The sequence below is a fragment of the Mycobacterium sp. NGS24 genome, from assembly GCF_059813065.1.
The window spans coordinates 39088-59402 of record NZ_JCALDW010000028.1 but is presented as its reverse complement, the minus strand read 5'-3'; the positions used below and the strand labels follow the sequence as shown (position 1 = coordinate 59402).

Below are 20315 nucleotides of genomic sequence, written 5' to 3'. Positions count from 1 at the left end.
GGCGAACGAACCGCGATGATGCCCACCCGCCGCCGCACCCGCACCCAAAACCGCGCCCACCGCATCGCCACCGAACGACGCGCCAACCACAACGCCCGCACCACCACTAACAACGAACCCCCACCCTTCTAGGGGCGCAGATCAGTCGCTAGGCCAGGTCCAGCCACTGATCTGCGGGTCGTCCTCGCCGTGTTCACGGGTATACATGCGGGCCGACAGTCGCGCGTCGACCATCCGCTGGCGTAGTTCAGCCGCGCGGATCGCCAATCCGTCCACCCGGTCGATCACGTCGAGTACCAGGTGGAAACGATCCAGGTCGTTCAGCATCACCATGTCGAACGGGGTGGTGGTGGTGCCGCGCTCCTTGAATCCGCGCACGTGCAACCCGGCGTGGTTGGTGCGCCGATATGTCAGCCGGTGGATCAGCCACGGATATCCGTGATAGGCGAAGATGACCGGCTTGTCCGTCGTGAACAATGCGTCGAACTCCTTGTCCGACATGCCATGTGGGTGCTCAGAGGCCGGCTGTAGCCGCATCAGATCCACGACGTTCACCACTCGCACCGCCAACTCGGGCAACTCGCGGCGCAGGATGTCGGCGGCGGCCAACGTCTCCAACGTCGGGATGTCCCCGGCACACGCCAGCACCACGTCGGGCTCACCGGTCGTGCTGCTGGCCCACTGCCAGATCCCAACGCCGCGGGTGCAGTGCAGGATCGCCTCCTCCATCGACAGATAGGACAAGGCGGGCTGCTTCCCGGCGACGATGACGTTGATGTAGTCACGACTGCGCAAGCAGTGATCGGCCACCGACAACAACGTGTTGCCGTCCGGCGGCAGGTAGACCCGCACCACCTCGGCGCGTTTGTTGGCGACCAGGTCGATGAAACCCGGATCCTGGTGGGAGGCGCCGTTGTGATCCTGGCGCCACACGTGCGAACTCAGCAGGTAGTTCAGCGAGGCGATCGGCCGCCGCCAGGGCAGTTCACGGCTGGTGGACAACCATTTCGCGTGCTGGTTGAACATCGAGTCGACGATGTGCACAAACGCTTCGTAGCAGTTGAACAGCCCGTGCCGGCCGGTCAGCAGGTAGCCCTCCAGCCACCCCTGGCACAGGTGCTCGGAAAGCACTTCCATGACGCGGCCGTCGGGAGCCAGATGATCGGCTGGACCGTCGTAGGGACCGGTCGCCGAGAGCCACACCTTGTCGGTCGCCTCGAACACCGGACTCAGCCGGTTGGACGCGGTCTCGTCGGGACCCATCATCCGAAAGCGGTCGAGGTTACGGGTGATCACGTCACGCAGGAAGTTGCCGAGCACTCGGGTTGCCTCGTGGGTCTCGGTGGCCGGACGCTCGACGTCCACCGCGTAGTCCCGGAAGTCGGGCAGGTCCAGATCGTGCAGCAGCAGCCCGCCGTTGGCGTGCGGATTCGCACTCATCCGTCGATCGCCTTGTGGTGCAATCGCTTTGAGATCAGCCCGTAGCGCACCGTCGGTGTCGAACAGTTCGTCGGGCCGGTAACTGCGCAGCCACTGCTCGAGCTGTTTGCGGTGCTCGGGGTTGTCGCGCGTGCCGGACAGCGGGACCTGATGGGACCGCCAGGTGCCCTCCACGTGCTGCCCGTCGACCTCTTTGGGGCCGGTCCAACCTTTGGGGGTGCGCAGCACGATCATCGGCCACACCGGACGGTCGGTCTGCTCACCGTTGCGGGCGGCGGTCTGGATCGCGCGAATCGAGTCGAAGGCATCGTCCAACGCGGCGGCCAGTTGCTGATGCACGTCGGCCGGATCGTCACCCGCGACGGTGATCGGCCGGTACCCGTAGCCGCGCATCAGCGCCTCGAGCTCGGATTCCGGGATGCGCGCCAGCACCGTCGGGTTGGCGATCTTGTAGCCGTTGAGGTGCAGGATCGGCAACACCGCACCGTCGACGACGGGGTTGAGGAACTTGTTGGAGTGCCAACCGGCGGCCAATGGACCGGTCTCGGCCTCGCCGTCGCCGATCACGCAGGCCACCACCAGGTCGGGGTTGTCGAACGCCGCCCCGAAGGCGTGCACCAGCGCGTAGCCGAGTTCGCCACCTTCGTGGATCGACCCCGGCGTCTGTGCCGCGACGTGGCTGGGAATGCCGCCGGGAAAAGAGAACTGCCGGAACAGTTTGCGCAGACCTTCGGTGTCCTCCTCAATCCCGGTGTACACCTCGCTGTAGGTGCCTTCGAGATAGGTGTTGGCGACCAACCCGGGACCGCCGTGGCCCGGGCCGGTGATGTAGATGACGTTGGCGTCGCGGTCCCGGATGATGCGGTTGAGGTGGACGTAGAGCAGGTTGAGCCCCGGTGTGGTGCCCCAGTGGCCGAGCAGTCGTGGTTTGACGTGTTCCGCGGACAGCGGTTCTTCCAGCAGGGGGTTGTCCAGCAGATAGATCTGGCCGACGGACAGATAATTGGCGGCTCGCCAGTACGCGTCGATGAGGGCCAGGTCGTCGTCGGTCAGGGGCGCGGGCTCGGTCTTCGTTGCGGTTTCTGGACTCATCCGGCCGATTCTTCCCGGCGCGGATGAACGGCGTCTAAGGGCGTCTCAGTCTTCGCCGCGCGCGCGGGCCTCGTACGCCTTGCGCTTTTCCACGTCCACGTCGTCGGTGAAGACGTGATCACCGCCGATCAGACGGTTAAGGCCCTCGGCCACGCGGCGTGGCCAGAACTTCTGCGACACCACCATCGCGCCGGCCATTTTGGTGATCCGCACCCGCGGTCTGGGCTTGGCCACCAACGCCACCACCGCGTCGGCGATCTCGGCCGGCTCGGCGTTGCGGAAGCCCTTGGCGCCGGAAGTGCCGGCGGTGAGTTCGGTGTTGACGAATGTCGGCAGCACTGCGGAGAAGTGCACCCCGGCGGCGCGGTACTCGAGCCGCGCCGAGTCGGTGAACGCCAGCACCGCGTGCTTGCTGGCGACGTAGGTGGCCAGCCCGACGATGTGCATCTCACCGGCCAGCGAAGCGATGTTGATGACGTGGCCGTGCCCACGCGGCACCATCCGCTGAGCGGCCAGCTTGCTGCCGAGTATCACCCCGTAGACGTTGATGTCGAGGATGCGACGGGTGACGGCGTCGGGCTCGTCGATGATCCGGCCCACCGGCATGATGCCTGCGTTGTTGATCAGCACGTCGATCGGCCCGAGTTGGCGCTCGACCTGGTCGAGGAAATCCGAGAACGAGTTCTGGTCGGTGACGTCGAGCTTGCCGTACACCTCCAGACCGAGGTCGGCCCCGGACTCCTTGACCGTGGTCTCATCGATGTCGCCGATGGCGACCTTGGCGCCCAGCTTGTGCAGCGCGGTGGCGGTGGCCAAGCCGATTCCCCGAGCACCGCCGGTGATAACTATGACTTTGCCCTGTACCTTCACACCGATCGATGCCGTGTCTGCCATGCGTACACGGTAAACCGCTGGATAATGGCACCGATGACGGAGGTACGCACCGCCGTTGCAGCGGACGCCGAGGCCGTGGCACGGGTGCACGTGCGGGCCTGGCAATCCGCTTACCGGGGTCTGATTGCGCAGGACTATCTCGACAGCCTCACACCGGAGGCACGGGCCCGCCGATACGACTTCGGCCGGCCCGGAATCGGCGTGCCGGTCACGTTGGTCGCCGTGCAGCACGACGCCATCTGCGGTCTGGTCACCATCGGCCTGTGCCGGGAGGAGGACCTGCCGAACTTCGGTGAGCTGATGGCGATCTACGTCGACCCGGACTGCCTCGGCACCGGTATCGGCCGGTTGCTGATCGGCGCGGGGCGAGACCGGCTGCGGGGGCTGGGAGTCGAGGGCGCGGCGCTGTGGGTCCTGCGGGACAACGTCCGCGCGCGCCGCTTCTATGCGCGCGACGGCTGGCAGCCGGACGGGGCATCTCGCACCGAGAGTTACGGGGACCGGCCGGTGGCCGAAGTGCGGTACCGTCGCGTCCCCGTGTAGCGATCGATCGGCTGCCTGCCCGACATCGGAAGCGGCGGGCGCAGGCCTCACGATAGGTTCGATTCATGCCCGTGGATCCCAGGACACCGGTGCTGATCGGCTACGGCCAGGTCAACCACCGCGACGACGTCGACCCCGACAAGCCGTCCATCGAGCCGCTGGACCTGATGGTCAAGGCGGTCCACAACGCCGCTGACCAGCACGTCATCGACGCTGTCGACGCCATTCGGGTAGTGCACATGCTGTCGGCGCACTACCGCAACCCGGGCCGGCTGCTCGGCGAGCGGCTCGGCCTGGCCGACTTCGCGGCCGGTTACAGCAGCGTCGGCGGCAACACCCCACAGTCGCTGGTCAACCGGGCGTGCCTGGACATTCAGCAGGGCCGGGCCGGGGTGGTGCTGATCTCCGCGGCGGAGACCTGGCGCACCCGCAACGCGCTGAAGAAGCAGGGCCGCCGGCTGGTGTGGACCGAGCAGGACAACTCCGTGCCGATGCCCGAGATCGCCGGCGACGACGTCCCGATGGCCGGCGACGCCGAAATCCGGATCAAGCTGGACCGGCCCGCCTACGTGTATCCACTGTTCGAGCAGTCGCTGCGCATCGCCAACGGCGAATCGGTCGAGGAGCACAGCAGACGGGTCAGTGAACTGTGGGCGCGCTTCAATGCGGTCGCGGTCGACAATCCCCACGCCTGGATCCAGCGGCCGGTGACCGCTGAGGAAATCCGCGAACCCAGCCCCGCGAACCGGATGATCAGCTGGCCGTACACCAAGTTGATGAACTCCAACAACATGGTCGACCAGGGCGCCGCGCTGATCCTGACCTCCGTCGAACAGGCGCAACGCCTACGGGTCCCGCCCGAGCGGTGGGTGTACCCGCAGTCCGGTACCGACGCGCACGACACATCGGCCATCGCTGAGCGCGGTGAACTGCACCGTTCGCCGGCGATCCGGATCGGCGGTGCCAGCGCGCTGGAGCTGGCCGGGCTGGGCATCGACGACCTCGATTACGTCGATCTGTACTCGTGCTTCCCGTCCGCGGTACAGGTCGCGGCGAACGAGTTGGGGCTGGCCACCGACGATCCCGCCCGGCCGCTCACGGTCACCGGCGGTCTGACGTTCGCCGGCGGACCATGGAGCAATTACGTCACTCATTCGATTGCGACCATGGCCGAGCTGCTGACAGCGAACCCCGGTCGACGCGGACTGATCACCGCCAACGGCGGCTACCTGACCAAGCACAGCTTCGGCGTCTACGGCACCGAACCACCGACGGAGTTTCGCTACGAGGACGTGCAACCGGCGGTGGACCGGGAGCCCACCACGGTGGGGCCGGTCGAGTGGGAGGGTGCCGGCACCCTGGAAGCGTGGACCACGCCGTTCGATCGGGACGGACGACCCGAGCGGGCCTTTCTGGCGGTACGCACGCCCGACCAGGCGCGGGTGCTGGCGGTCATCACCGATCCGGACACCGCCGCGGCGACCGTGCGCGACGACATTGCGGGAGCCAAGGTCATCGTCGCTGCCGACGGCACGGCGACGCTGCGTTGACCCACCGCGGTCACGTTAGTGACTCAATTCTGCGCAACCATGGTTGACGTGCTTATTGTCGTTAGATACACGCTGGGGGAGGTGACGCCACGTGCACGTACTGCTTACCGACGCAGTCGGCACAGTAGGGCGGTTGGTCGCACGCCAGCTCCTGGCCGCCGGACATACCGTCAGCGGCATCGCCACCCGCGCACACCCCGCCCTGGAGCCTGACGTCGAATTCGTTCGCGCGCCGCTGCGTCACCCGGTGCTGGCGGAGTTGGCAGCTGAAGCCGACGTCGTGATCCATCTCGCCCCGGTCGACCCCAGCGCGCCGGGCGCCGCCGGCCTCACCGGCGTCGCACATGTGGCGCATGCCGCGGCCCAGGCGGGGGCGCGGTTGCTGTTGGTGTCACAGGCCGCCGGGCGGTCTGAGCTGTACCGCCCGGCTGAGCAGCTGGTATCCACCGGCTGGGCACCGAGCCTCGTCGTCCGCATCGCCCCACCGGTTGGCCGCCAATTGGACTGGATGGTGTGCCGGACAGTGGCCACCCTGATGCGCAGCAAGGTTTCGGCCCGTCCGATGCGGGTGCTGCACCTCGACGACCTGGTCCGATTCCTGGTGCTGGCGGTCGGCACCGACCGCACCGGGGTGGTCGATCTGGCCACTCCGGACACCACCAACGTGATCACCGCGTGGCGGGCGATCAGATCCGTCAACCCGCGGCTGCGGCTGCACGGGGTGCCGGGTTGGGACGACCTGCTTCCCGAGCTGAATATCGCCACGGTGCAGGAGGATTGGGATTTCGAATACGGCTGGCGGGCTAACGACGCGGTGCTGGACACCGGCCGGGGCCTGACCGGTCGCAGACTCGACCCCGACGGCGCCGTGTGCGCCTCGCCCTCACTGGCGCTGCCGGTCGAGACGCCGCCGCGGCCGCGTCCGGCCCAGGACAGCCGCGCGGTAATGCCCGACGGGCTGGAAGGGGAGTTCGACGACCGCATCGATCCTCGGTTTCCGATCTTCAGCGCGACCGACCTGGCCGAGGCACTGCCCGGACCGCTCACCCCGCTCACGCTGGACGTGCAGCTAGCCGGCCTACGCGGCGCCGCGCAGGCCATGGGCCGGGCGCTGGCACTGGGCGAGGAGTTCGCCGAGGAGTGGTCCAACCGGGCGATAGCGGTGTTCGGCCACCGCCCCTACATCGGGGTATCGGCCAACATCGTCGCCGCCACTCAGCTGCCCGGCTGGGACGAGCGCGCCATCGCCCAGCGTGCCCTCGGTGACCGGGCCGCCGATCTGCTGCCGGGCGCAGACCCGCCCTCAGCCGGGCCCGTCGGCAAGGCGGTGGCGACCGCGCGCTCGGTCGCCCTGCTGCGCCACCTGCGGGCCGACACCCAGGCCTACGTCGCCGCCGCAGCGACCGAGCACGCCGGACCGGCGGAACTGGCTGCGCTGAGTGACGCCGCCCTGGAAGTCCGGTTGCGGCTGCTGCGCGACCGCATTCACCAGGGCTGGATCCTGACCGGACTGTGGGTCATCGACTCCGGCGTCACCGCGGCCACGCTCGAGCACACCCGGGCAGCTTCGCGCGTGTCCGGCATCGGGATGATCGTCGAGAGTGGCCGCGTGGCGGCCGAGACCGCCGCACTGGCGGCGCTGTTGCGGGCCGACCCGCCGTTGTGCGCGCTGGCCCGTCAGGGCAACGTCGGCAGCATCCGGGCGTTGTCGCCGACAGCGGCCGCCGCCCTTGATAGCCTGGTCGCCCACCTGGAGCACCGGGGCCCCGGCGAAGCCGAACTGGCCTGCCCGACGTTCGGCGACGACCCGGGACTGTTGCTGACTGCGGCGGCTGCGGCCGCCGACGCCACCGCTGCGGCCGTCGACCCGCCCGCATCGGTGTCCCAGCGGGTGGCCGACAGCGCCCGCACTTCGCGGGAACTTGCCCACGACACCACCATGCGGTTCACCCATGAGTTCCGCATGGCAGTGCACGAGTTGGCATCTCGGCGAGTGGCGGCAGATGTGATCGACACCGTCGACGACGCGCACTACTTGCTCTGCGACGAACTGGTCACGCTGCCCGCCGACGCGCGACTGCGGGTCAAGCGCCGCCGCGCCGAGCGTGAACGTCTGCAGTCGCAACACCCGCCCGATGTCATCGACGGATCAGCTCAGTAACTCGCGCAAGGACAACGCGTTTCGGACGGCGTGACCACCGAGGTCGTTGTTGAAATACACCCACACATCGCGGCCTTCGCCGTCCCAGGCGCGAATGCGGCCGGCCCAGTCGCGCAGATCGGCCGCGGTGTAGGAACCGGTGTACATCGAGGCCGGTTCGGGCCCGTGCAAGCGGATATAGACGAAGTCGGTGGTGGCGCGCCGGACACTTGCCAGCCCGGCGCCGCTCATGACCACGTAGGCGGCGTGGTGCCGTTCCAGCAGCGCATACACCTCGGGGGCGGCCCAGGAGGGGTGACGCAATTCGACGGCCACCCGGACCGGTGTGGGCACCAGGTGCAGGAATGAGTCCAGTCGAGCATCGTCACGCTGCTGCTCGGGATGGAGTTGGACCAGCAGCACCCCACGCCGATCACCCAGTAGCTGCCAGCAGCGTTCGAAGCGTTCGATCCACGGTTCCGGCGAGGCGAGCCGCCGGTAGTGGGTCAGTCCACGATGGGCTTTGACCGTCATGGTGAAGCCGTCGGGCAACCTCTCACGCCACCCGGCGAACGTCGAATCCTTGGGCCAGCGGTAGAAACTGGCGTTCAACTCGACGGTGTCGAAGACCTCGGTATACCGAGCCAATCGACGCGCGGCCGGTAACCGGGGTGGGTAGAGCACGTCGGTCCAGTGGTCATAGGACCACCCGGAGGTGCCGATCCGTACCGTCAACCGGCCGCCTGGTGGCGCACGTCGTCGTCCAGCGACACCCGCACCAGCGCCGCCGCCAGGTTGGCGTTGCTGCGCGGCGCCAGCGCGGAAAGTTTCACCGGATCGGTGGGCAGGTTCAACGCCTCTGCCGCAGCCAGGGCCCGGGCATCGAAATGCGGTCGTACCCAGGTCCACACGTCCTGCACCTCGCGCAAGAAGATGTCGGCACCGGTGTCGCCGATTCCTTTGAACTGCTTCAGCATTCGTGCAGCTTCGACCGGGTTCTCGGCGCTGCGGACAGCCAGGTCACGCAGATCGCCGCCGAATTCGTCGCGCACCCGCTCGGCGATGGCGGTGAGCCTGGTGGCCGAACTCTCGTCGTACCGGACGTAGCGGGCGCGACCGAAGGCCCTGATCATCGTCCTGCGGTCGGCTGCCAGCACGGCCTTCGGGGTGCGCAAACCGGCGTCAAACAATTCGCGACCGGCCCGCATCGCGATCGCGGCGTCGATGGGTTTGCTGGCCAGCATGCACAGCACCAGCAACTGGAACAACGGCATGGGCTGGTCCCGGAGCCGGACGCCCGCCTCCGCCGCAAAGGTGATCCCGGCGACCCTGAGCAGCCGTCGTACCTGTGGCGCGGGGTCGTCCATGGGCGGGGCGTACCCGCACCGACACCGGGCAAACCGACCCGGTTACCTGCGCGGCAGGCTGCGAGCGTATTTCACCCCGCGGACAACCCAATTCTGTAGTTGGCGTTTGGTTTTCACGCCATCGGGTGACACCAGCACCCAACCGCGCGTTTCCCGGCCCGCCATCACCATCGGGCTGACGTGGTCTCGCGCCAGCAACGTGTCGGTGTCCTCCCGAGGCACCCGCACCATCAGACCACCCTGCCCGCTGACGCAGACGGACATGTTCCCGCCGACCAGGAACGCCAGTCCGCCGAACATCTGTTTTTCGTCGACTGCGGGCTCTGTGGCCACCAGTTCGCGGACCCGGTCCGCGAGGTGCGTGTCGTAGGCCACGGGGTCACACCGGTCGCGGAACGGGGACGCCGATCACCCGCAGCACCCATTCCCGGGGGACGCTGAACGACAGCGACCGGCGCGGAATGGTGGTCAGCACCGCTTCGGGAATCGCGGTCTTGTAGTTGAGCGACAACCTGCCGGAGAACGCAGGATCGACGTGGCTGACGTCGACGTCGAGCAGCAGTCCGGCTGCGCAGATCTCGGCCTGCACCGGACCTCCGGTGGGGGCGTCCCAGCGGAGGTCGATGGCGCGCCCAGCCAGCTTAGGCACCGTAGACAGCGTGCCCAGCACCCGCTGGGAAGTGATCGCCACCGCACCGGCGTAGCTACGGACGTTGCCCTTGGACACCTTGCCGGGCACCGATCCGGTGAACCGCAGGGTGACCGGGACGAACTCGGCCAGGTGGATGATGTTCTCGGTTTCGACCTCTGCCCGCAGGTCAGCGGGCAGTTTGCCGATCCTGAACATCTTGCGAAGCAACGCAGCCATCCGTGCACACTAGCGGCACTAGGCCGCTGCCGCCTCCGTCCGCGCCGGTTCCAGCGCCGCGGCGACGATGTCGGCCACGTCGGTCATCGGCAGCACAGTCAGCGTCTCGAGCACTTCGGCCGGCACGTCATCCAGGTCCGGCTCGTTGCGCACCGGGATGAAAACGGTTGACAAACCGGCACGTTGGGCGGCCAGCAGCTTCTGCTTGACACCGCCGATGGGCAACACCCGGCCGTTCAGCGTGACCTCGCCGGTCATGCCGACGTCGGAGCGGACCTGCCGCCCGGTGGCCATCGACACCAGCGCCGTCACCATGGTGACCCCGGCGGACGGGCCGTCCTTGGGCACCGCACCGGCCGGCACGTGTACGTGGATGCGGCCGTCGAGCACCGCGGGGTCGACACCGAGTTCTGCTGCGTGCGAACGCACGTAGGACAACGCGATCTGCGCCGATTCCTTCATCACTTCACCCAGCTGACCCGTCAACTGCAATCCGGGTTCACCGTCGGTGGCCCCGGCTTCGATGTAGAGCACATCGCCGCCCAGCCCGGTGACCGCCAGGCCGGTCGCCACGCCGGGCACCGCGGTGCGTTCGGCCGACTCCGGCGTGAACCGCGGACGGCCCAGGTAGCCAACCAGATCGGGCTCGTCGACGGTGATCGCCGACGAATCCTCGGCCAGCTTGGTGGTGACCTTGCGCAGCGCCTTGGCCAGCAGCCGTTCGAACTGCCGCACGCCCGGTTCGCGGGTGTAGTCGGCGGCGATCTTGCGCAGTGCAGCGTCGGTGACCACGACCTCGTCCTCGGTCAGTGCCGCCCGGTCCCGCTGCCGGGGCAGCAGGTAGTCGCGGGCGATCGCGACCTTATCGTCCTCGGTGTAGCCGTCGATCTGCACCAGCTCCATCCGGTCCAGCAGCGCCGACGGGATGTTCTCGATCACGTTGGCGGTCGCCAGGAAGACCACGTCGGACAGGTCCAGATCCAAATCCAGGTAGTGGTCGCGGAAGGTGTGGTTCTGCGCGGGGTCCAGCACCTCCAGCAGCGCCGCACTCGGGTCGCCGCGGTAGTCGGAGCCCACCTTGTCGATTTCGTCAAGCAGCACAACGGGATTCATCGATCCCGCCTCACCGATGGCCCGCACGATGCGGCCCGGCAGCGCACCCACATAGGTGCGCCGGTGCCCGCGGATCTCGGCCTCGTCGCGCACTCCGCCCAGGGCGACGCGCACGAACCTGCGGCCCAGCGCCCGCGCGACGCTCTCGCCCAGCGACGTCTTGCCGACCCCGGGGGGACCGGCCAGCACCATCACCGCACCGGAGCCGCGGCCGCCCACTACCTGCAGTCCGCGCTGGGCACGGCGGGTGCGCACCGCCAGATATTCGACGATGCGGTCCTTGACGTCGTCCAGCCCGTGGTGGTCGGCATCCAGGATCTCCCGGGCAGCCGCCAGGTCGGTGCAGTCCTCGGTGCGGTCGTTCCACGGCAGCTCCAGCACGGTGTCCAGCCAGGTGCGGATCCAGCCGCTTTCCGGGCTCTGGTCGCTGGACCGCTCCAGCTTGCCGACCTCGCGCAGAGCGGCTTCCCGCACCTTCTCGGGCAGGTCGGCGGCCTCGACGCGGGCCCGGTAGTCCTCGGATCCGTCCGGTTCACCCTCGCCCAGTTCCTTGCGGATGGCGGCCAGTTGCTGACGCAGCAGGAACTCCTTCTGCGTCTTCTCCATGCCGTCGCGCACGTCCTCGGCGATCTTGTCGTTGACCTCGACTTCGGCCAGGTGTTCGCTGGTCCAGTCGATCAGCACGCGCAGTCGTTCGGCCACGTCCACGGTTTCCAGCAACTGGCGTTTCTGCACGTCGGACAGGTAGGACGCGTAGCCGGAAGTGTCGGCCAGCGCCGACGGGTCGGTGAGGCTGTTCACGTAGTCGACGATCTGCCAGGCGTCGCGTCGCTGCAGCATGGCCAGCAGCAGCTTCTTGTATTCCGCGGCCAGTTCCCTGACCTCGTCGGTCACCTCCGCATCGGGCACCTCGCTCACCTCGACCCACAGCGCGGCACCCGAACCGGTGGTTCCGGCGCCGATGTGCGCGCGGCGTTCACCGCGCACCACGGCCGCAGTGCCGCCCCCGGGAACGCGGCCGACCTGCAGGATCTTCGCGACCACGCCGTGGGACGGGTAGCGGTCGGCCAGCCGCGGCGCGATCAGCAGCTCACGCGCGTCGCCGGCCTGGGCGGCGTCGACAGCGGTGCGTGCGGCGTCGTCCAACGCAATCGGCACCACCATCCCGGGCAGCACGATCGGGTCGGTCACGAACAGCACCGGGATTGACTTGGATTCAGACATCCATTCCTCCAAAGGTTAAGTCTGTTCGGCTCAACCTTGACCGGCCGGTGTTTGTTCCCCCGGCCGCGCGCGCTAGCGGTAGAGCTGCGTCACATGCGTGGGGGAAAGCTCCTCGAGGCAGGTGGCGCCCAGCAGCGCCATGGTCCGCAGCACACCGCTTTCCAGGATCTCGATGGCGCGCCGCACACCGGCCTCACCGCCGGCCATCAACCCGTACAGGTACGCCCGACCGATCAGGGTGCAGCGCGCCCCGAGTGCGACCGCGGCGACGATGTCGGCGCCGGACATGATCCCGGTGTCCAGCAGGATCTCGGTGTCCCGGCCCAACTCGCGCGCCACCGTCGGCAACAGCTGGAACGGCACCGGGGCCCGATCGAGTTGGCGGCCACCATGATTGGACAACACGATGCCGTCCACCCCGCGGTCGACCACCGCGCGCGCGTCTTCGAGGGTCTGGATCCCCTTGACGACGAGTTTTCCCGGCCAGGTCGACGTGATCCAGTCCAGATCGTCGAACGTCACGCTGGGATCGAACATGGAGTTCAGATAGTCGCCCACGGTGCCCGGCCAACGATCCAGGGAGGCGAATGACAACGGCTCGGTGGTGAGCAGGTCGAACCACCAATGCGGATGCGGCACCGCGTCGAGCACGGTGCGCAACGTCAGCGCGGGCGGGATCGACATGCCGTTGCGGACATCGCGCAGCCGCGCCCCGGCGACCGGAACGTCCACGGTGACCAGCATGGTGTCGAAACCCGCGTCGGCGGCCCGCCGGACCAGGGCAACCGAACGTTCCCGGTCCTTCCACATGTACAGCTGAAACCATTTGCGGCCCTGTGGAACAGCGGCAACGACGTCTTCGATCGAACAGGTGGCCAGGGTCGACATGGCGAACGGGATGCCGGCCGCGGCCGCCGCGCGCGCTCCGGCGACTTCCCCCTCGGTGTGCATCAGCCGGGTGAATCCGGTCGGCGCGATCCCGAACGGGAGTGCCGTGGGTCCGCCCAGCACGTTCCAGCCAGCGGTCACGTTGCTGACGTCGCGCAGGATCGTGGGGTGAAACTCGATGTCACGGAACGCCTGCCGAGCCCGGCGCAGCGACACTTCCTCCTCGGCCGCACCGTCGGTGTAGTCGAACGCCGCCTTCGGGGTTCTTCGTTGGGCGATGCGCCGCAGATCCTCGATGGTCAGGGCGGCGTCCAGACGCCGCTTGGTGCGGTCGAACTGGGGCCGCTTGAATTGCACCAGGGGCGCCAGGTCGCGGATCTTGGGGACTTGCCGCTTGACCGCCATCAGGTCATTCAATCAGGGTGAAGTCATGGCGTTCGATCTACAGCGGTTCGTGGACGCGCAGGCCGGCGTGTACGACAAGGTCGTCGACGAGTTGCGTGCGGGTCGCAAACGCAGTCACTGGATGTGGTTCGTGTTCCCGCAGTTGCGCGGGCTGGGCAGCAGTCCGATGGCCCAGCACTACGGCATCGTCTCGCTGGCCGAGGCCCGGGCCTACCTGGCACACGAATTGCTGGGTCCCCGGCTGCGCGAATGTGTGCGACTGGTCAACCAGGTGCCGGACCGGTCGGCCGTGCAGATCTTCGGCCGGCCCGACGATCTCAAGCTCAAATCGTCGATGACGTTGTTCGCCCGTGCCACTGACGACAACGAAGACTTCCGCTCGCTGCTCGAGAAGTATTACGGCGGCGACGAGGACGAGCAGACGGTGGTCCGGCTGGGTTAGAACGGCCGCAGGATCCGCCAGCCGTGGGCCTCGACCACCAACTGCTGGGTGACGTGGTCCTCGGGTGCCGTGGAGCCCGCGATCACCTGCGCCTGTGCGGCACCCAGGTCCGGCAGCGCGAGCTCGAGTGGTTCGTCGTCGATGTTGAGTGCGACCAGCAGGGCGTCATCGCCGCGGCGGGTCTGGAACACGTAATGCCGGTTGGCCAGCTGCACCGCGGTGGTCGTCGCGGAATGCAGCCAAGGGTGGCGCCTGCGCAGCCCGATCAGATATCGGTGCAACTCCCAGATCCGAACGTCCGGTTCAGCCAATGTCATTGGGGGAGCGGGGAATTCTGGGCGCACGGCGTCATCGCCGCCACGGCGCTCCTCTTTGACGCCGCGCAAGCCCAACTCGTCGCCGGCGTAGATGCTGGGCACCCCGCCGATCATCAACAGGATCGCCAGCGCCTGCGCCAGGTGTTCGGGACGCTCGAGCCGGCTGGCTATCCGGGTCACGTCGTGGTTGCCGACGAACGTCAACGGCGCGAAAGTCTCTCCAAACACGTTGTGCCGCTGCAGCGCATGGTCCAGTTCGAAGAAGTTACCGTCGTTCAGGCTGCTCCAGATCGCTTTCCACAGCTCGTACTGGGTGGCCGAATCGAACCGGGCCGCCTCGACCACCGCCGCATAGTCACCGTGAATGAGCTCGCCGACGAACCATGCGTCCGGGTGGCGGTCCCGCACCCTGGGCAACACACGTGCCCAGAAGTCTTGCGGTACGGCGTAAGCCGCGTCCAACCGCCAGCCGTCGGCACCGCGTTGCAGCCAGTGCGCCAGCACCTCGACCACGTAATCGGCAACCTCGGGATTGCTGTGGTCGAACGCGACGAGCTCGGAGTGGCCTTCGAACGTGCCGCCGCTCAACCAGCCGGCGGGGCCGACGAAGTCGGCGCCGACGTGGTTGAACACGCCGTCGAGCAGCACCCGCAGACCGCGGCGGTGAGCCTCGGCGACGAGGTGGTCGAAGTCGGCGTCGTCACCGAGCCGGGGGTCGATGCGGTAATGGTCGGTGGTGTCGTAACCGTGTGTGCGCGAAGCGAATACCGGACCCAACGCGACCCCGGAGGCGCCGAGTTCAATGGCGTGATCGAACCAGTCGACCAGCCGCCGCAGCCGGTGCTCGGCCGGGTCCGGCGGCTGGTCAGCGGGAAACGCTCCGACGAAGCCCAGCGGGTAGACCTGCCACCAGATCACGTGCTCGGTCCAGGAGGGCATGCCTACGACACTACGGTCACCCGACGGCGGCCAGGGTGGCTGCCGTGTCGAGTGCCTGCGCCACGCCGGCCACGATCGCGGCCACCTTCAACGCCTCCAGGATTTCCTCGCGGCCCACCCCGGTCTCGCGCAAGGTGTGCTCATGAGCGACCACGCAGTGCGGACACCCGTTGATCGAGGACACCGCGAACGACCACAGTTCGAAGTTCGCCTTGGCCACCCCGGGATTGCCGATGATGTTCATCCGCAGGCCGGGCCGCAGGTCGTCGTACTGGCCGTCGAGGAATCCGCGCCCCCGGTAGAACACATTGTTCATGCCCATGATCGACGCGGCGCCCAGCGCGGCCTGGTAGGCCTCGGCGGAGAGCTGTTCGCGCGCTTCGGCGCCGATCTCGGCCAGCACCTGGGCGTTTCGCGTTGCCGCCGCGCTGGCCAGCAAAGTACCCCAGAGTCGCTCGCCGTCCAGGACGGTGCTGCGCGCGATGGAACCCAGGTTGAGCTTGAGATCCTTCGCGTACTCCGGCAGGGCGGTTTTGAGGTTTTCGATGCTCATGCCGAGGCCTTGAGCAGTTCGCCGGCGTCCAGCGTCGGGTCGCCCTTGCGCCAGTTGCAGGCACACAGTTCGTCGGACTGCAGCGCGTCAAGCACCCGCAGCACCTCGTCGACGTTGCGGCCGACCGATCCGGCGGTGACCGAGACGAATTGGATCTCGTTGTTGGGGTCCACGATGAACGTCACCCGGTCCGCGACGCCGTCGGCATTGAGCGCGCCGGTGGCTTCGACGAGCTCGCGCTTGATGTCCGAGAGCATCGGGAACGGCAGTTTCTTCAGGTCCTCGTGCTGAGCTCGCCACTGGAAGTGCACGAACTCGCTGTCCACCGAGACGCCGAGTACCTGCGTGTCGCGATCGGCGAACTCGTCGTTCAACTTGCCGAATGCCGCGATCTCCGTCGGGCATACGAAGGTGAAGTCCTTGGGCCAGAAGAAGACGACCCGCCACTTGCCCGGGTAGTCGTCGCTGGACACGGTGGTGAAGTAGTCGCCGGGCTGCTTGGCGTCGACCTCGGACAGATCGCCGCCGACCAACGCGGTCAGCTGGTAGCTGGGGAATTGGTCGCCGATGGTCAACAGGGACATGCGTGCACTCCTTTTTGGACTCAATCAAGATTATCCGTCTCCCTCATGGTGCCTGGAGTTCTGTGTGAAGTAAAGGTGATATGTCGCACTACATTGATAGGCATGACCGATAAGAGTTTCCAGCCCACCCTGGCCGGGTTACGGGCCTTCACCGCGGTGGCCGGAAAGCAGCATTTCAGCAGTGCGGCAACGCTTCTCGGGGTGAGTCAGTCCACCTTGTCGCAGGCCTTGGCGGCGCTGGAGGCCGGGTTGAACGTCCGCCTGGTGGAGCGTTCCACCCGACGCGTTTTCCTGACCGCAGAGGGCACCACACTGTTGCCGTACGCGCAGGCCGTGGTCGATGCGGCAGACGCGTTCGGCAATGCAGCCGCAGGCACGTCGGATCTGCTGCGGGGCCGCCTTCGCCTGGGCCTGATCCCCACCGTCGCGCCCTACGTGCTGCCGACCATCTTCGCGGGCCTGCCCCGCGAACTGCCGGACTTGACCCTGCAGGTGGTTGAGGACCAGACCGACCGGTTGCTGACGTTGCTCCGCGATGCCACGCTGGACGCCGCGCTGATCGCACTGCCCGCCGAAGCCGCCGGCCTCATCGAGATCCCGATCTACGACGAGGATTTCGTCCTGGCGCTGCCGCCCGGGCACCGCCTGGCCGGCAAGCGGCGGGTGCCCGCGGCCACCCTCGCCGAGCTGCCGCTGCTGCTGCTGGACGAGGGCCACTGCCTGCGGGACCAGACCCTCGAGGCCTGCCGGCAGGCGGGAGCACAGACCGAGTTCGCCGACACCCGTGCGGCGTCGCTGGCGACGGCGGTGCAGTGTGTGACCGGGGGACTGGGGGTGACGCTGATCCCGCAGACCGCCGCACCGGTCGAAGCCGCCCGCAACCGGCTCGGCCTGGCCCACTTCGCGCCGCCGCGCCCTGGTCGGCGCATCGGCCTGGTGTTTCGTGCCACCCGCGGCGGCGAACAGTCCTACCGGCGGCTGGCCGCAGTCATCGGCGCATTGGTCGACAGCGAACACCAGGTACGGCTGGTGGACCCGCGCTTGTAGGTTCGTCCGTTATGGAGAAGGTCATCGTTGTCCTGATGCGCGCCGAAGCCGACGACCAGTGGTGCGCGCGGCAGCGCGGGCCGGTCGCCGACCAACTGTTGCGGCTCGGTGTGCCGGGGTTGTCGATCAATGTGCGCGACAGCGCAGTGCGCGACTCGCTGATGACGCTCACCACGCTGGATCCGCCGGTCGCCGCGGTGGTGAGCCTCTGGACCCAGCAGTGCTACGGCGAGCAGGTGACCGCGGCCCTGCGGGTGCTGGGCGGCGAATGCGACCGGCTGGCGGCCTACCTGGTCACCGAGTCGGTTCCGCTGCCCGGCCCCGTTCACCAACCCGGCGCTCGGACAACAGGTTTGGCCAACATCGCACTGCTGCGCCGGCCCGCCGAACTGGAGGTGGCCACGTGGCTGGACCGCTGGCAACTCGACCACACCCCGGTCGCCATCGAGACCCAGTCGACCTTCGGCTACACCCAGAACTGGGTGGTCCGCGCAATCACCCCGGACGCGCCGGACATCGCCGCCATCGTCGAGGAGTTGTTCCCGGCCGAGGCCGTCTCCGACCTCAAGGCGTTCTTCGGTGCTGCCGACGACGCGGATCTGCAGCATCGGTTAGGCCGAATGGTCGCCAGCACAGCCGCATTCGGCGCCAACCAGAACATCGACACCGTGCCCACCAGCCGCTACGTGATGAAGTCGCCATTCCGGAAGGACGAGCACGCATGACGACACTCGAGGAGGCGGTGGCGCTGGCCACGGTCGAACGCGGGCTGGCAGTGATCTCAACCGGCCGCGCCGACGGCACCGTGCAGGCCTCGCTGGTCAACGTGGGCCTGCTGCCACATCCCACCGGCGGCGAGCCGGTGCTGGGCTTCACCACCTACGGCAAGGTCAAACTGGCCAACCTGCGGGTCCGTCCGCAGCTGGCCGTCACCTTCCGCGACGGCTGGCGGTGGGCCACGGTCGAAGGCCGCGCTGAACTGGCCGGCCCCGACGACCCGCAGCCGTGGCTGACCGAGCAGCTGCTGGCGTCGTTGTTGCGCGACGTGTTCGCCGCGGCGGGCGGTACCCACGACAACTGGGCAGAATACGACGCGACCATGGCACGGGAGCGGCGCGCGGTGGTGCTGATCGGACCGACCCGCGTCTACGGCAACGGTTAGGGTGGCGCCGTGCTGCTCATCGATGATCAGAACCGCGTCCGCACTCTCACGTTGAACCGGCCCGAAGCACTCAACGCGTTCAACGAAGCGCTTTACGACGCCACCGCCCAGGCGCTGATCGACGCCGCCGAGGATCCCGAGGTGGCAGTGGTCCTGCTGACCGGCGCGGGTCGCGGCTTCAGCGCCGGCACCGACCTGGCCGAGATGCAGGCGCGCATCACCGATCCGGAGTTCCAGGAGGGCACCTACGGTTTCCGCGGCCTGATCGAGGCGCTCACCGCGTTTCCCAAACCGCTGATCTGCGCGGTGAACGGCGTCGGGTTGGGCATCGGCACCACCATCCTGGGCTATGCCGACCTGGCCTTCATGGCGTCCACAGCCCGGCTCAAGTGCCCGTTCACCAGCCTGGGCGTGGCGCCCGAGGCGGCCTCGTCCTACCTGCTGCCGCAACTCGTCGGCCGGCAGAACGCGGCCTGGTTGTTGATGTCGTCGGAGTGGGTCGATGCCGCGGAGGCGTTGCGGATGGGGCTGGTCTGGCGGGTCTGCGCGCCCGACGACCTGCTGGCCGAGGCCCGGCGGCACGCTGAGGTGCTTGCCGCCCGGCCGATCTCCAGCCTGATGGCGGTCAAGCACACCATGGTCGAACCGCTACGCGCCGAGATCGCTGCGGCGACGGCGCGGGAGAACGCGCATTTCGCAGAGTTGATGGGGCAGCAGGCGAACGCCGCGGCGCTGGCCGATTTCAGCGACCGGAAGCGGAGCTAACCGACGGCCGCGGCCGGATCGAGCGTGGTGGCCGCGGCCAGGATCGCCCGCAGGGTCCGCCGGCAGCGGCCACAATCCCCGCCCGCCCCACATGCTGCGGCGATTTCCTTCGACGTCGACGCACCCCGCGCGACGACGTCACAAATGGTCTGATTGGTGGCTCCGACGCACAGGCAGACGTACATCAGCAAACCCGCAAGGTTGCCGCAGACAGCGCCGGAGAATTGAGCCGCATAATTAGCACAGTCTAACCTAAGGTGGTTAGTGAAGTCTAACCTAACTTAGGTTAAGCTCGCCGATTTTCGGCTTGGCCGCCACGCCGCGGGAGCGACGAAGGGTGTCCTGACTTGCGGTTATTGCACTAGATTCGAGGTCGGCACGCAAAGCTGCTGCTGACCCCGTATGGCGCGCTCCAGCCCAGCCGCCTGCGGCCGACATGACCGACTTCACCCCTGAGGAGTGAGCATGCAAGGCGATCCCGACGTTCTGCGGCTGCTCAACGAACAGTTGACCAGCGAACTCACCGCCATCAACCAGTACTTCCTGCATTCCAAGATGCAGGACAACTGGGGCTTCACCGAGCTGGCTAAGCACACCCGCGCGGAATCGTTCGACGAAATGCGGCACGCCGAGGCGATCACCGACCGCATTCTGCTGCTGGACGGCCTGCCGAACTATCAGCGCATTTTCTCGTTGCGGATCGGCCAGACGCTGCGCGAGCAGTTCGAAGCCGACCTCGCCATCGAGTACGAGGTGTTGAACCGGCTCAAACCGGGCATCATCATGTGCCGCGAGAAGCAGGACAGCACCAGTGCGGCCCTGCTGGAAGGAATCGTGGCTGACGAGGAATCGCACGTCGATTACCTGGAGACTCAGCTGGAGCTGATGGACAAGCTCGGCGAGGAGCTGTACTCCGCCCAGTGCGTCTCCCGTCCGCCCAGCTGACGCCGGCTCGACACGCCGCGGGGTGATCGGCGGTCAC

Annotated in this window: 21 protein-coding genes; 9 read left to right on the top strand and 12 right to left on the bottom strand. The window is 67.7% G+C overall.

All coding sequences use genetic code 11. The features are described 5' to 3' along the window. Positions 1 to 141 precede the first annotated feature (141 nt). Positions 142 to 2532 carry a phosphoketolase family protein gene (locus AC5Y6Y_RS24345; RefSeq protein ID WP_499918978.1) on the bottom strand — a complete coding sequence of 797 codons (2391 nt, stop codon included), beginning with the start codon at positions 2530 to 2532 and terminating at the stop codon, positions 142 to 144. Between the two features lie 45 nt (positions 2533 to 2577). Next, complete coding sequence (locus tag AC5Y6Y_RS24340; protein ID WP_499918979.1) at positions 2578 to 3426, bottom strand: SDR family oxidoreductase; 849 nt, start codon at positions 3424 to 3426, stop codon at positions 2578 to 2580. Positions 3427 to 3459: 33 nt separating this feature from the next. On the opposite strand from AC5Y6Y_RS24340, the gene AC5Y6Y_RS24335 reads away from it, so the two are divergent. From AC5Y6Y_RS24335 to AC5Y6Y_RS24325, 3 genes are all read left to right on the top strand, one after another. Beyond that, on the top strand, positions 3460 to 3969 hold the full coding sequence (locus AC5Y6Y_RS24335) for a GNAT family N-acetyltransferase (RefSeq protein WP_499918981.1): 510 nt from the start codon (positions 3460 to 3462) through the stop codon (positions 3967 to 3969). Between the two features lie 65 nt (positions 3970 to 4034). Further along, positions 4035 to 5519: an acetyl-CoA acetyltransferase gene (locus AC5Y6Y_RS24330; RefSeq protein WP_499918984.1), complete on the top strand. Its 1485-nt coding sequence runs from the start codon at positions 4035 to 4037 to the stop codon at positions 5517 to 5519. Positions 5520 to 5610: 91 nt separating this feature from the next. Continuing rightward, entirely contained in the window at positions 5611 to 7680 is a 2070-nt protein-coding gene (locus AC5Y6Y_RS24325; protein WP_463824201.1) for an NAD-dependent epimerase/dehydratase family protein, read from the top strand. Here the strand turns inward: AC5Y6Y_RS24325 and AC5Y6Y_RS24320 are convergent. The 6 genes from AC5Y6Y_RS24320 to AC5Y6Y_RS24295 form a co-directional block, all read right to left on the bottom strand. Beyond that, on the bottom strand, positions 7669 to 8394 hold the full coding sequence (locus AC5Y6Y_RS24320) for a DUF72 domain-containing protein (protein WP_499919465.1): 726 nt from the start codon (positions 8392 to 8394) through the stop codon (positions 7669 to 7671). The two genes, AC5Y6Y_RS24325 and AC5Y6Y_RS24320, sit on opposite strands and share 12 nt — an antisense overlap. Further along, on the bottom strand, positions 8391 to 9026 hold the full coding sequence (locus AC5Y6Y_RS24315; RefSeq protein WP_499919461.1) for an HhH-GDP family DNA glycosylase: 636 nt from the start codon (positions 9024 to 9026) through the stop codon (positions 8391 to 8393). Before AC5Y6Y_RS24315 ends, AC5Y6Y_RS24320 begins: the two co-directional genes overlap by 4 nt. 42 nt (positions 9027 to 9068) lie before the next feature. Then, entirely contained in the window at positions 9069 to 9401 is a 333-nt protein-coding gene (locus tag AC5Y6Y_RS24310) for a TfoX/Sxy family protein (RefSeq protein ID WP_463824204.1), read from the bottom strand. Between the two features lie 4 nt (positions 9402 to 9405). Beyond that, the gene (locus AC5Y6Y_RS24305; RefSeq protein ID WP_499919460.1) at positions 9406 to 9894 is read right to left on the bottom strand and encodes a hypothetical protein; all 489 of its coding nucleotides are present in this window, start codon (positions 9892 to 9894) and stop codon (positions 9406 to 9408) included. 18 nt (positions 9895 to 9912) lie between these two features. Then, complete coding sequence (gene lon / locus AC5Y6Y_RS24300) at positions 9913 to 12231, bottom strand: endopeptidase La (protein WP_499919458.1); 2319 nt, start codon at positions 12229 to 12231, stop codon at positions 9913 to 9915. Positions 12232 to 12303: 72 nt separating this feature from the next. After that, positions 12304 to 13524 (bottom strand): alpha-hydroxy acid oxidase, encoded by a 1221-nt coding sequence (locus AC5Y6Y_RS24295; protein ID WP_499919457.1) that lies wholly within the window; start codon positions 13522 to 13524, stop codon positions 12304 to 12306. A 25-nt stretch (positions 13525 to 13549) separates the two neighbouring features. Between AC5Y6Y_RS24295 and AC5Y6Y_RS24290 the strand changes: the two genes are divergently transcribed. Continuing rightward, on the top strand, positions 13550 to 13966 hold the full coding sequence (locus AC5Y6Y_RS24290; protein WP_463824208.1) for a DUF1810 domain-containing protein: 417 nt from the start codon (positions 13550 to 13552) through the stop codon (positions 13964 to 13966). On the opposite strand, the gene AC5Y6Y_RS24285 is transcribed toward AC5Y6Y_RS24290, so the two are convergent. Genes AC5Y6Y_RS24285 through AC5Y6Y_RS24275 form a run of 3 tightly spaced genes read right to left on the bottom strand, consistent with a single transcriptional unit; the run spans position 13963 to position 16359 of the window. Next, entirely contained in the window at positions 13963 to 15222 is a 1260-nt protein-coding gene (locus AC5Y6Y_RS24285) for an alpha-amylase family protein (protein WP_499919455.1), read from the bottom strand. The two genes, AC5Y6Y_RS24290 and AC5Y6Y_RS24285, sit on opposite strands and share 4 nt — an antisense overlap. Positions 15223 to 15238: 16 nt before the next feature. Beyond that, a complete protein-coding gene (locus AC5Y6Y_RS24280; protein WP_463824210.1) occupies positions 15239 to 15775 on the bottom strand; it encodes an alkyl hydroperoxide reductase in 537 nt (178 codons plus the stop codon). Continuing rightward, on the bottom strand, positions 15772 to 16359 hold the full coding sequence (locus AC5Y6Y_RS24275) for a peroxiredoxin (protein WP_463824211.1): 588 nt from the start codon (positions 16357 to 16359) through the stop codon (positions 15772 to 15774). The genes AC5Y6Y_RS24280 and AC5Y6Y_RS24275 overlap by 4 nt, the downstream gene beginning before the upstream one ends. Positions 16360 to 16461: 102 nt before the next feature. Between AC5Y6Y_RS24275 and AC5Y6Y_RS24270 the strand changes: the two genes are divergently transcribed. From AC5Y6Y_RS24270 to AC5Y6Y_RS24255, 4 genes are read left to right on the top strand one after another with little or no spacing between them, the layout of a single operon-like run. After that, positions 16462 to 17406, top strand: a complete 945-nt coding sequence (locus AC5Y6Y_RS24270; protein ID WP_499919454.1) for a hydrogen peroxide-inducible genes activator — start codon at positions 16462 to 16464, stop codon at positions 17404 to 17406. 11 nt (positions 17407 to 17417) lie between these two features. Then, entirely contained in the window at positions 17418 to 18131 is a 714-nt protein-coding gene (locus AC5Y6Y_RS24265) for an EthD domain-containing protein (RefSeq protein WP_499919452.1), read from the top strand. After that, entirely contained in the window at positions 18128 to 18568 is a 441-nt protein-coding gene (locus tag AC5Y6Y_RS24260; protein WP_463824214.1) for a TIGR03618 family F420-dependent PPOX class oxidoreductase, read from the top strand. Before AC5Y6Y_RS24265 ends, AC5Y6Y_RS24260 begins: the two co-directional genes overlap by 4 nt. 9 nt (positions 18569 to 18577) lie before the next feature. Then, positions 18578 to 19333: an enoyl-CoA hydratase/isomerase family protein gene (locus AC5Y6Y_RS24255; RefSeq protein WP_463824215.1), complete on the top strand. Its 756-nt coding sequence runs from the start codon at positions 18578 to 18580 to the stop codon at positions 19331 to 19333. Here the strand turns inward: AC5Y6Y_RS24255 and AC5Y6Y_RS24250 are convergent. Then, positions 19330 to 19518 (bottom strand): (2Fe-2S)-binding protein, encoded by a 189-nt coding sequence (locus AC5Y6Y_RS24250; RefSeq protein ID WP_463824897.1) that lies wholly within the window; start codon positions 19516 to 19518, stop codon positions 19330 to 19332. The two genes, AC5Y6Y_RS24255 and AC5Y6Y_RS24250, sit on opposite strands and share 4 nt — an antisense overlap. 280 nt (positions 19519 to 19798) lie before the next feature. Between AC5Y6Y_RS24250 and bfr the strand changes: the two genes are divergently transcribed. Next, the gene (bfr, locus tag AC5Y6Y_RS24245; RefSeq protein ID WP_463824216.1) at positions 19799 to 20278 is read left to right on the top strand and encodes a bacterioferritin; all 480 of its coding nucleotides are present in this window, start codon (positions 19799 to 19801) and stop codon (positions 20276 to 20278) included. Positions 20279 to 20315 lie beyond the last annotated feature (37 nt).

Bases quoted from the DNA above. Each gene is read 5' to 3' on its own strand.
- lon (WP_499919458.1), bottom strand. From the start codon at position 12,231: ATGTCTGAATCCAAGTCAATCCCGGTGCTGTTCGTGACCGACCCGATC.
- AC5Y6Y_RS24295 (WP_499919457.1), bottom strand. From the start codon at position 13,524: ATGGCGGTCAAGCGGCAAGTCCCCAAGATCCGCGACCTGGCGCCCCTG.
- AC5Y6Y_RS24285 (WP_499919455.1), bottom strand. From the start codon at position 15,222: ATGCCCTCCTGGACCGAGCACGTGATCTGGTGGCAGGTCTACCCGCTG.
- AC5Y6Y_RS24315 (WP_499919461.1), bottom strand. From the start codon at position 9,026: ATGGACGACCCCGCGCCACAGGTACGACGGCTGCTCAGGGTCGCCGGG.
- AC5Y6Y_RS24250 (WP_463824897.1), bottom strand. From the start codon at position 19,518: ATGTACGTCTGCCTGTGCGTCGGAGCCACCAATCAGACCATTTGTGAC.
- AC5Y6Y_RS24305 (WP_499919460.1), bottom strand. From the start codon at position 9,894: ATGGCTGCGTTGCTTCGCAAGATGTTCAGGATCGGCAAACTGCCCGCT.
- AC5Y6Y_RS24335 (WP_499918981.1), top strand. From the start codon at position 3,460: ATGACGGAGGTACGCACCGCCGTTGCAGCGGACGCCGAGGCCGTGGCA.
- bfr (WP_463824216.1), top strand. From the start codon at position 19,799: ATGCAAGGCGATCCCGACGTTCTGCGGCTGCTCAACGAACAGTTGACC.
- AC5Y6Y_RS24340 (WP_499918979.1), bottom strand. From the start codon at position 3,426: ATGGCAGACACGGCATCGATCGGTGTGAAGGTACAGGGCAAAGTCATA.
- AC5Y6Y_RS24275 (WP_463824211.1), bottom strand. From the start codon at position 16,359: ATGTCCCTGTTGACCATCGGCGACCAATTCCCCAGCTACCAGCTGACC.
- AC5Y6Y_RS24280 (WP_463824210.1), bottom strand. From the start codon at position 15,775: ATGAGCATCGAAAACCTCAAAACCGCCCTGCCGGAGTACGCGAAGGAT.
- AC5Y6Y_RS24290 (WP_463824208.1), top strand. From the start codon at position 13,550: ATGGCGTTCGATCTACAGCGGTTCGTGGACGCGCAGGCCGGCGTGTAC.
- AC5Y6Y_RS24345 (WP_499918978.1), bottom strand. From the start codon at position 2,532: ATGAGTCCAGAAACCGCAACGAAGACCGAGCCCGCGCCCCTGACCGAC.
- AC5Y6Y_RS24330 (WP_499918984.1), top strand. From the start codon at position 4,035: ATGCCCGTGGATCCCAGGACACCGGTGCTGATCGGCTACGGCCAGGTC.
- AC5Y6Y_RS24270 (WP_499919454.1), top strand. From the start codon at position 16,462: ATGACCGATAAGAGTTTCCAGCCCACCCTGGCCGGGTTACGGGCCTTC.
- AC5Y6Y_RS24260 (WP_463824214.1), top strand. From the start codon at position 18,128: ATGACGACACTCGAGGAGGCGGTGGCGCTGGCCACGGTCGAACGCGGG.
- AC5Y6Y_RS24265 (WP_499919452.1), top strand. From the start codon at position 17,418: ATGGAGAAGGTCATCGTTGTCCTGATGCGCGCCGAAGCCGACGACCAG.